This window comes from Bacillus sp. JJ1609, from assembly GCF_036967045.1.
GTDB lineage: Bacteria > Bacillota > Bacilli > Bacillales > Cytobacillaceae > Mesobacillus.
Map to the genome: position 1 here is coordinate 62,531 of NZ_JBALSS010000018.1, position 10,649 is coordinate 73,179.

General features: G+C 39.8%; 10 protein-coding genes. 8 read left to right on the forward strand and 2 right to left on the reverse strand.

Features of this window, described 5'->3' with window-relative positions:
- Positions 1–298 precede the first annotated feature (298 nt).
- Positions 299–991, reverse strand: coding sequence for a Crp/Fnr family transcriptional regulator (locus V7654_RS14365; RefSeq protein ID WP_335431147.1), 693 nt, complete (start codon positions 989–991; stop codon positions 299–301).
- Between the two features lie 447 nt (positions 992–1,438).
- Between V7654_RS14365 and V7654_RS14370 the strand changes: the two genes are divergently transcribed.
- The 8 genes from V7654_RS14370 to phoU all read left to right on the forward strand — a co-directional run bounded on the left by V7654_RS14370 (position 1,439) and on the right by phoU (position 10,431).
- A complete protein-coding gene (locus V7654_RS14370) occupies positions 1,439–2,047 on the forward strand; it encodes a superoxide dismutase (RefSeq protein WP_335431149.1) in 609 nt (202 codons plus the stop codon).
- A 153-nt stretch (positions 2,048–2,200) separates the two neighbouring features.
- Positions 2,201–3,421 carry an MFS transporter gene (locus V7654_RS14375; protein ID WP_335431150.1) on the forward strand — a complete coding sequence of 407 codons (1,221 nt, stop codon included), beginning with the start codon at positions 2,201–2,203 and terminating at the stop codon, positions 3,419–3,421.
- Between the two features lie 179 nt (positions 3,422–3,600).
- On the forward strand, positions 3,601–5,736 hold the full coding sequence (locus V7654_RS14380) for a peptidoglycan D,D-transpeptidase FtsI family protein (protein WP_335431283.1): 2,136 nt from the start codon (positions 3,601–3,603) through the stop codon (positions 5,734–5,736).
- 221 nt (positions 5,737–5,957) lie between these two features.
- Positions 5,958–6,911 carry a PstS family phosphate ABC transporter substrate-binding protein gene (locus V7654_RS14385; protein WP_335431152.1) on the forward strand — a complete coding sequence of 318 codons (954 nt, stop codon included), beginning with the start codon at positions 5,958–5,960 and terminating at the stop codon, positions 6,909–6,911.
- A gap of 124 nt (positions 6,912–7,035) precedes the next feature.
- A complete protein-coding gene (gene pstC / locus V7654_RS14390; protein WP_335431153.1) occupies positions 7,036–8,010 on the forward strand; it encodes a phosphate ABC transporter permease subunit PstC in 975 nt (324 codons plus the stop codon).
- Position 8,011: 1 nt separating this feature from the next.
- Positions 8,012–8,896 carry a phosphate ABC transporter permease PstA gene (pstA, locus tag V7654_RS14395; RefSeq protein ID WP_335431154.1) on the forward strand — a complete coding sequence of 295 codons (885 nt, stop codon included), beginning with the start codon at positions 8,012–8,014 and terminating at the stop codon, positions 8,894–8,896.
- A 17-nt stretch (positions 8,897–8,913) separates the two neighbouring features.
- Positions 8,914–9,735, forward strand: a complete 822-nt coding sequence (gene pstB, locus V7654_RS14400; protein ID WP_335431156.1) for a phosphate ABC transporter ATP-binding protein PstB — start codon at positions 8,914–8,916, stop codon at positions 9,733–9,735.
- A 36-nt stretch (positions 9,736–9,771) separates the two neighbouring features.
- Entirely contained in the window at positions 9,772–10,431 is a 660-nt protein-coding gene (gene phoU, locus V7654_RS14405; protein WP_335431158.1) for a phosphate signaling complex protein PhoU, read from the forward strand.
- Here phoU and V7654_RS14410 read toward each other — a convergent pair.
- A partial coding sequence (locus tag V7654_RS14410) for a hypothetical protein (RefSeq protein ID WP_335431161.1) occupies positions 10,421–10,649 on the reverse strand: 229 nt, incomplete at its 5' end. The genes phoU and V7654_RS14410 overlap by 11 nt on opposite strands.

Below are 10,649 nucleotides of genomic sequence, written 5' to 3' on the forward strand. Positions count from 1 at the left end.
TCGCTTTCCGCGGGGCGTCAGGTGAGCCTCCTCGTCGCTTTGCTCCTCCTCGTCGCTTTGCTCCTGCGGGGTGCAAATGATCCCATGGATCATTTCACCTTGGTCTCACCTTGGCCGCTGCTCCCGCAGGACACTGATTAGCTTCCTCGAATCTGCCCACGCACGATGGAAATGCGTTAGCATTTTCGGAGGAGTCTAGCGCCTTCCACTCCAATCAACAGGGTTTCAATAACTAATCGGTGAACTGTATCTTTGTCGACCAACTGAAATCGTGCTGCAAATAGCAGATTTTTCTACTTTAATTCAGCCCGCAAATCTCGAATGAGCAATTCTGGCAATCCACTTCTCGTTTCAAGTAAGCAAGATTTTTTATAGTGAACTTAAGCTGATCATATGAAATGATGTCTTTTTCACGTAATTCCTTCAGCATTCTTTGGACGACTTCCCTAGTTCCGTAGGTAAGGTTGGCCAGCTCCTGATGTGTGAGTGGCAAATCAATCAGGATTCCTTCATCAGTCATCACTCCATAGCTATTGCATAAACGAATTAGGATTGAGTAAAGGCCGCCTTTTTTGCCATTCATAATTAAATCCTGGCATTTCATCTGTGCTTTTAAATAGCGGGTGCTAAGCCAATTGACTAGTGCATTCATTGCTGTTTGATCATTAATGATAAATTCTTCGAATTGTTCTCTTTTAATCATTAGAATTTCACACTCTGTTAGTGTCTTGGCAGAAAAATGATAACGCGGTGAATGTTTAAACAGCTCATATTCAATAACCATTTCTTCGCCATTTAAGATCTTCAAGATGAATTCTTTGCCTTTCATATGAACACGTCCCACAGAAACACTGCCGCTCAGGATGATATAAACATGGTCCACATTTTCTTCTTCCTGAAATAGTAATGTGTCGGGTTTGATTTTTTGGATTGTTTCCTTATCAATGAAGTTTTGTAAAATTAAACTGTATAATGAAATATTTTTGTCCAACAGGATCGTCTCCTTACTATACTTCTACACTTTTGATTTAAAAGAATTGATCAAATTATGTCAACGGGGTATTGGAATAATGTGGGTGGTGATACAAGTTGATGCGACTTAAATCGTTGACAGAAAGCCATTTGTGTAATATTGACGATTTTTCGAAAGTTAGCTTGTATACTATTTAAATGGCTGTGTTAAACTTGGCTGTTGGTTTCCGCTCCAATCAACGGTGTTAAAAATCAACATTGCCCTTTAACACAGCCATTTATATAAAGAGAATAAAAGATTTCAATCTTGGGTATTTTAATTCCGTTGGACTGGAGCATTTTATTTGAATCGATTACCGTTCTCTGGTAATCTAATGATGAAGCGCTTTTAGAACAATTCTAATGTCTGAATAATAAGATAGATTTGTTCGGGAAAGTGTACCAAGATACATAGGAGGATGTTAAAATGGCATTTGAATTACCGCAATTACCGTACGCATACGATGCGCTTGAGCCACACATCGACAAGGAAACAATGAATATTCACCACACAAAGCACCACAATACTTATGTTACAAACCTTAACAACGCTTTGGAAGGCAATGAAGAGCTTCTTTCAAAAACTGTTGAAGAAGTTATTTCTAACCTTGACGCAGTTCCTGAAGCTGCACGCACTGCTGTCCGCAATAACGGCGGCGGACATGCTAACCACTCTTTATTCTGGCAAGTAATTTCTCCAAACGGAGGCGGCGAGCCTACTGGAGAATTAGCTGAAGCAATCAACGCTAAATTTGGCGGCTTCGAAGGCTTCAAGGAAGAATTTTCAAAGGCTGCTACTACTCGCTTCGGTTCTGGCTGGGCTTGGTTAGCAGTTAACAATGGAGAACTAGAAGTTACTAGCACTCCAAACCAGGACTCTCCTTTAATGGAAGGAAAGACTCCTATTCTTGGACTTGATGTATGGGAGCACGCGTACTACTTGAATTACCAAAACAGAAGACCAGAATACATTGGTGCTTTCTGGAATGTTGTAAACTGGGAAGAAGTTAACAACCGTTACAACGCTTCAAAGTAATATTGTTTTAAAAAGGAAGGCTGCAGTCAATTGCAGCCTTCCTTTTGTTTTATTTTGCTGTGCCCGTCACCCGCCTGTTGATTACAATGGCGAAAAACTGCATAACGGTGTTTACTTTGTTAGAAACTACCCTAGAGAAAAGGGGAGTAGATCATGAGCAAAGTAAACAAATTATTAGGAGATATCGAACTTACAAAGGATTTAACGCTCCTATTGATTATCGGGGGATTGTACTCATTGAGCATTGCCCTTTCTAATACCTTTGTAAATATATACTTATGGAAGCAATCAGGAGAGCTTGCCGATTTAGGGTTGTATAATTTATCAATTGTAGTGGCTCAGCCATTGACCTTTATCCTTGCGGGGAGATGGGCTAAAAAAGTAGACAGAGTGATTGTACTCCGAATTGGAGTCATATTTTTAGCTTTGTTTTATGTGACTGTATTGTTTGTGGGAACAAGAGCTTCGGATTATTTACTGCTGCTAGGTGCTTTGCTAGGTATGGGCTACGGTTTTTATTGGCTTGCATATAACGTGCTGACATTTGAAATCACAGAACCAGATACCAGGGATTTTTTTAATGGATTTCTAGGTATTCTCGGATCAGTAGGGGGAATGATCGGACCGTTTGCAGCGGGTTTTATTATTTCCAGACTCGAAAAATTCACTGGATATACAGTCGTATTCGGTCTTTCACTAGGACTATTTGCTGTAGCTGTGTTTTTAAGTTTTTCTTTAAAACGGAGACCAGCCCATGGAAAGTATTGGTTCCAGCGTATCATTACGGAGAGGAAACATGATAAAAATTGGAGATTGATTACAAACGCACATTTTTTCCAGGGATTAAGAGAGGGAGTGTTCGTTTTTATCGTCTCAGTTTTTGTTTTCATAGCTACTGATAGTGAGATGGCGCTCGGAACATACGGATTGATTAATTCAGGAATTTCGTTTCTTGCTTATTATTTTGTTTCACGAATGCTGAAAAAAGAGTTAAGGAAAAGAGCAATTCTTATCGGCGGTCTGATGCTTTTTATAGCAATATTCCTGATTGTCTTTGATCCAACCTATACCCGTTTATTGTTATATGCGGCTCTGATTGCAGTTGCTTATCCGTTGCTGCTCGTTCCTTATTCTTCCATGACATATGATGTGATAGGAAGAGGGTGGAAGGCTGCTGAAATGAGAATCGAATATATAGTGGTAAGAGAGTTATTTTTGAACATGGGCAGGATTTTTTCGATTTTATTATTTTTAGGAGCGATCACTTTATTCAATGAGGAGAGAATCATCCCAATTCTTCTTGTTATTCTTGGAAGCGGGCACACACTCATTTATTTATTCATCCGGCAAATCAATCTAAAAGCTCCAGCATAACCGGGTTTTCCCGGTTTTTATTATGGAAAAAATTTCTTATGCTGTTTCATGATAGAAAAAATCGAGCTTTTTCGATAAAATAAAGATTAGTGCTAATGCACGGACATACAGACTGAAGAGGTGGGAGAGGCTTGAATAAAAAGAAAAAGAAGAAGACGCATGTGCCATTCAGGCTGAATATGGTGTTTTTTGCCGTTTTTATGTTATTTTCAATGCTGATTTTAAGGCTGGGCATTGTTCAAATTGTATATGGTGAAGATTTTAAGAGAGAAATCGAACGTACCGAAGATGTTACTGTAAATAATCCGGTTCCAAGAGGGAAGATGTATGACCGGAATATGAAAACAATCGTCGATAATATACCAAGCAAGGCCATTACGTATACAAAAAGCCAGAGCACTGACACAAAGGAAATGCTGATGGTAGCTGAGCGCCTGGCAAAGTTGATTAAAAAAGATACAAAAGAAGACTTAAAAAAGGTAAGAGAAAGAGACAAAAAAGATTATTGGATTTTAAGGAATGAAGAAAGAGCAAAGGAAAAAATAAAGGAAGAAGAATGGGATCTGTATGATGAAAAAAAGCTGGATGACAAGGCAATATACAATCTTCAGCTAGACCGGATTACAGAAAAGGAATTAAAAGAATTGTCTGCTGAGGATCTAGAAATCCTTGCGATCTTCCGTGAACTAATCAGTGGATACGCACTTTCTCCGCAAATTGTCAAAAAGGATGTTACTCCTGAAGAATTCGCGGTTGTAAGTGAGAACCTTGAAATGCTTCCGGGTGTCGATACAACTACAGATTGGGAGCGGGATTATACGTTCGATAAAACGCTGAAATCGATTCTTGGAAAAGTTAGTGATTCTGAGAAAGGGCTGCCTAAAGAAAAGCTTGAATATTATCTATCACGTGATTATAGCCGGAACGATCGGGTTGGCCTTAGTTATATCGAGCAGCAATATGAAGATGTACTGCATGGTCAAAAAGCAAAGGTCAAAAACATTACTGACAAAGCGGGAAATGTCCTTGATACAAAGGTAATTACCGACGGCCAGCGTGGCAAGGACCTTGTTTTGACAGTAGACATGGATTTGCAGTTAGCTGTTGAGAAAATAATTGAAGAGGAATTATTAAAAGCAAAACAGCAGCCAAGAACCCGGCTTTTAGACAGGGCTTTTGTAGTATTGATGGACCCAAATACAGGAGAAATCCTCACACTTGCAGGAAAGCAAATTGAAAAGGATGAAAAGACTGGAAAAACCATTATGCAAGACTTTGCAAGCGGTAATTTTACCACGTCTTATAACGTTGGCTCGGCTGTAAAAGGAGCAACAATCCTGACAGGCTTCAAGACAGGGGCAATTCAGCCAGGAACTTCATTTTATGATACACCGATCAAAATTAAAGGAACAAATCCAAAGAAATCCTGGAAAGCAGGTTTGGGTACACTTGATGACCGTAATGCATTGAAAGTGTCCTCTAATGTATACATGTTCAGGACAGCAATTAATATCGGTAAAGGGATCTACAATTATGATCAGCCATTGTATCTTGAACCTGAAGCTTTCGATACAATGAGGAATTACTTCAGCCAATTTGGCCTTGGAGCAAGAACTGGCATAGATTTGCCAAATGAAATGATTGGTTTTAAAGGAATGGAACGCAGGCCAGGTCTGTTACTTGACTTTGCAATCGGCCAATATGACACCTACACAACGATTCAGCTTGCGCAATATGTCTCAACCATCGCTAATGGCGGAAATCGTCTGCAGCCGAGAATTGTGAAAGAAATTCGTGAACCGGTTATGAAGAATAATGAAGTTGGTCCTGTGCTCGAAGAAATCGAACCGGTCATTCTTAATAAAGTCGATGCCAAACCAGAATGGTTTGACAGAGTGCAGGAAGGTTTCAGGAGAGTTATGCAGGACAGAGGTGGAACGGCATATGGTTCCTTCTATACCGCGGAGTATAAGCCAGCAGGTAAAACCGGTACTGCCCAGGCTGCCTATGATGGCCCAGTGAAGTTTCCTGAAGGCCAGCTTCCTCCTGAGGTAATGAATTTGAGCCTTGTTGCATATGCACCTAATGAGAATCCTGAAATTGCCTTAGCCGTAATGGTTCCATGGGCATACGAAGGAAACCAGGGACACCATGCGAACAATGATATTGGGCGCAGGGTGCTTGATACGTATTTCGAGCTTAAAAAGAAGCGGATGGAAGGGAATATGAATCCCGAACAGCCTAACCAGGAAGTAGAGAAGAAAGAAGAAGGCGCTGAACTGCTGGAAGAAATTGAAGCGGAGATTGAACAATAGCATACTAAAACTGTCCCATTAGGGGCAGTTTTTTTTTTATAGCGTTGGGTATACTAACCGCAAGCGGGCAAGCCTGAATGTATACCTGCTTTTCGACAAGCTCACACATCAATTAGCTAAATTTACAAAACCTTTACATTCAGTTAAAACAACGTTAAAAGAAAAGCATTATTCTTAGTCTGTAGGACAAAACAACCATATCTCGTAGGGGGAATTAAGGAATGAAGTGTCTTAAAAAAATGAGCCTGTTTTTAATGCTGGCAGCTGTCATGGTATTCGCTGCAGCTTGCGGTGGTGGAGATAACGAAGGAAAAAATGGTGAAGAACTAGAAGGCAGTGTTGTCATCGATGGTTCTGGTACAGTTTATCCGTTCATGGCAAAAATGGCTGAAAATTATATGGGAGAACAAGAAAATGTCTCTGTTGAAGTAAGCCGTGCCGGAACATCAGCGGGCTTTAAGAAATTCCTTGTAAAAGACGGTACAGACTTTAATGATGCATCCCGACAAATAAAAGATGAAGAAAAAGCCGAAGCAGAAAAACTTGGCATTGAAGTGCAGGAAATGAAGGTTGCGCTAGACGGTATTACAATCGTAATCAATAAAGACAATGACTGGGCTACTGAACTTACAGAACAAGAAGTTAAAGATATTTTCCTTGCAAGTGCTGGAAAGAAAAAATGGTCAGATGTTCGTGCTGATTTCCCAAATGAAGAAATCAAAACATATGGCCCGAACGAAAACCACGGAACATATGAGTTCATGTTTGAAAACATTTTAGGGGAGCAAGAACTTCCTGGAAACATCAATCTACAGCAAGATTACTCAACTTTAGTGGATCTTGTTTCAAAAGATAAAAACGCAATTGGTTTCTTCGGTTACGGATACTATGACAGCAATAAAGATAAACTTTCTGCTGTTAAAGTTGACTTTGGTAAGGGTCCTGTTGAGCCTTCATTAGATACAATCAAAGAAGATGGCGATTACGCACCATTCACTCGTCCAGTATTCACATACTTGAACGTGAACCAGGCTAAGAATAAGCCACAAGTTCTTGATTATGCGATCTATACAATGGAGCATGCAAAGGATGTTGCAGCAGAAACTGGATTCGCTCCTTTATCTGACGAAGATATCAAAGCTTCTCTTGATACTTTAAATGGATTAAAGAAGTAAATTCTTAAACCTTTTTACTAAGAGGATGAGAGGTCTAACCTTCTCATCTTCTTGTGTGTGTTAAAAAATTAATTTGTTTTCCTGGGGTACTATAAGGAAAAAAGTTCTTCCTTGGATGAGAAGGATGAAAGGGGTTTTACACTTGGCGAAAAGCGTAGTTCACGATAGCAGTAAAAAACTGAATGTGCGTGATATGATACAAGAGAAGAAAAAGACTCGTAGTGTCAACAATTACACTGAAAAATTTATTCCTAAGATTTTATTTGGTATTGCAGCAATCTCTGTTTTTACGACAATTGGAATTGTACTTACTTTATTAACGGAAACAATCGCCTTTTTCAAAGACGTTCCTTTTATAGATTTCTTTACAGGCACTAAATTAAAGCCTTTGGGTGATCATGCTGTCTTTGGTGTATTGCCTTTGCTGACAGGAACGCTTATTTCAACTGTAATTGCGATGCTGGTTGCGATCCCTGTTGGACTTATGACGGCCATATTCTTGAGTGAGTATGCTTCTGAAAAATTACGAAGAGTATTAAAACCGATTCTTGAAATTTTAGCTGGTATTCCTACTATCGTTTATGGTTTTTTTGCTTTCACTTTTGTTACACCTCTTTTAAGATCGTTTATTCCAGGCCTTGAACCTACCAACATTCTGAGCCCGGGGATCGTAATGGGAATTATGATCATCCCGATGGTTGCTTCATTATCAGAGGATGCAATGAGCGCTGTGCCAAACGCAATGAGAGAGGGTGCTTTGGCTTTAGGTGCAACAAAGCTTGAAGTAACCTGGAAGGTTATCATACCTGCAGCAATTTCAGGTATTATTGCTTCATTCGTGCTCGGAATTTCTAGAGCTATAGGAGAGACGATGATTGTCGCGATTGCAAGCGGAAGTTCAAAAAACTTCACCTTCGATGTCACACAATCGATGCAGACTATGACTGCCTATATCGTAGAAGTAACCGGAGGAGAAGCGGCTGCGGGAACAACTTTATATTACAGCCTTTATGCAGTCGCCATGACCTTGTTTGTCTTCACGCTTATCATGAACCTAGTCGCTCAATATATCTCTCGCAGGTTCAGGGAGGAATATTAATATGAAATACGTAGATGCAAAACAAGTCCATAAAAAAATGGGTTCACGTTTATTAGCCAATAACCTGGCAAAAGCACTTTTCTTCATGGCCACATTATTCGGCCTTGTCGTGTTGGTTGTACTAATTTACCGTGTATTGTCGGATGGCTTGCCATGGATCAACGTGGATTTCCTGACAAATAGGTTATCTACAGACCCGGAGAGAGCCGGTATCTGGGGAGCAATAATGGGGACTTTCTGGCTCATGCTCGTTGTAGCTCCGGTAACCATGATTCTAGGTATCGGGACAGCCATTTATCTAGAAGAATACGCAACAAAAGGACGTATCTCTTCATTTATTAAAACAAATATCTCGAACCTGGCTGGTGTTCCATCTGTAGTATTTGGTATCCTTGGATTAACTGTATTCGCAAGAACACTTGATTTAGGTTCTGTAGTTCTTGCAGGCGGGTTAACTATGGCTTTACTGGTACTTCCGGTAGTTGTTGTGGCGAGCCAGGAGGCCATTCGAGCAGTACCGCAATTTTTACGGGAAGCCTCATATGGAATGGGTGCAACAAAATGGCAGACCATTAAAAACGTTGTCCTGCCTGCAGCCATACCCGGAATTCTCACTGGTGTCATTCTTGCATTATCACGTGCGATCGGTGAAACCGCGCCACTCGTTGTTATCGGAATACCTGCACTGTTAATTCCTATTCCTGACTCAATCTTTGATAAATTTACGATTTTGCCTGTGCAGATCTATTATTGGACAGTAGACTCGGCACTTGTAGCTGAATATGCAAATCTTGCAGCTGCAACAATCGTCATTTTATTGTTAGTTTTGTTCGTGATGAACTCAATTGCCATTTTGATTCGTAATAAATTCCAAAAAAGATATTAGTCTGGGAGGGTTAACATATGTCAGTAGTTACAGATAAGACAAACGTAAAAGCAGAAAATCAGAACGCGGACAATAAGAATAATAAAAAGGTTGTATACGATACAAAAGACCTTAACCTATGGTATGGTGAAGGCCATGCTTTGAAAAATATTAATTTGGCGATCAATGAAAATGAAGTTACAGCAATTATCGGACCGTCTGGCTGTGGTAAATCAACCTATATTAAGACTTTGAACCGTATGGTTGAATTGGTGCCAACAGTAAAGATTTCTGGTGAAATTTTATACAGGGGACGAAATATTCTTGATAAATCCTTTCAGGTCGAAGATTTAAGAACGAGCGTGGGAATGGTATTTCAAAAACCTAATCCGTTTCCAAAATCCATTTATGAAAATATTGCATATGGTCCAAAAATCCATGGAATCCGTGATAAGAAAATCCTAGATGAAATTGTAGAAAAAAGCTTAAGAGGTGCAGCTATCTGGGATGAAGTTAAGGACCGCTTAAACTCAAATGCATATGGTCTTTCAGGCGGACAGCAGCAGCGTATTTGTATCGCTCGCGCCCTTGCGATTGAACCAGATGTAATCCTAATGGACGAACCGACATCAGCGCTTGACCCTATTTCAACATTGAAGGTTGAGGAGCTTGTACAAGAATTGAAAAAAGATTTCAGCATTATTATCGTTACTCATAATATGCAGCAGGCAGCACGTATTTCTGACAAGACTGCTTTCTTCTTGAATGGGGAAGTAATTGAATTTGCTGATACAGATAAAATATTCTCCACTCCTTCAGACAAGAGGACGGAAGATTATATTACTGGACGTTTCGGTTGATTTTTCATACAATTCAGTTGGAAGGATGAGGATTACATGGTGGTTAGAGGGAAATTTGATGAAGATCTTAAAACATTGCATGCCAAATTGCTTGAGCTAGGGAATTTTGCAATAAACGCACTGACTCAATCACTCGAGGCTTTGGAGAATAAAGATATTGAACTAGCTTTAAAAATACTTGAAGATGATGCTGATGCGAATATTCTTGAAGAAGAAATCAATGATTTTGCGATTTTATTGATTGCTAAACAGCAGCCGGTAGCAGTTGATTTAAGAAGGCTAATTGTAGCCATCAAGATTGCTACAGATATTGAAAGAATGGCAGACTTTGCGGTGAATATCGCAAAATCCACAATCAGAATTGGAAATGAACCGCTTGTAAAACCTATTGAACATATTAAGCAGATGCATCAGCTTTCACTGCAAATGCTGACATTATCACTTGAAGCATACAATGAAGAGGACCTAGGCAAGGCAAAACAGGTTGCTCAAATGGATGATCAGGTTGATGAGTTATATGGCCAGACAATTAAGGATTTACTGTCTCTTGCACAAAGCAAGCCTGAGCAGCTGGCGCAAATCACTCAGCTATCGTTCATTAGCCGATACCTGGAAAGAGCTGCCGACCATGTTACAAACATTGCAGAAAATGTTTTCTATCTCGTTAAAGGCAAGAGGTATGACCTTAACCAATAATGTAAAAGAAAGGAGCAGGGTATTCCCTGCTCCTTTCTGTTTGTAGACAAAAGGGGTTCGGAATGGTCTCATTCCGAACTACTTTTTCTAAAAATAAAGACACCCAAAAAACCTCTTGATTACCTGGAAGAGCAAATATTGGAAAAGAGGGCACTTGTAAGGCCTCTTGGTTACCAAAAAGAATGAAAAATTGGAAAATGAGGTCACCAATAAGGCCT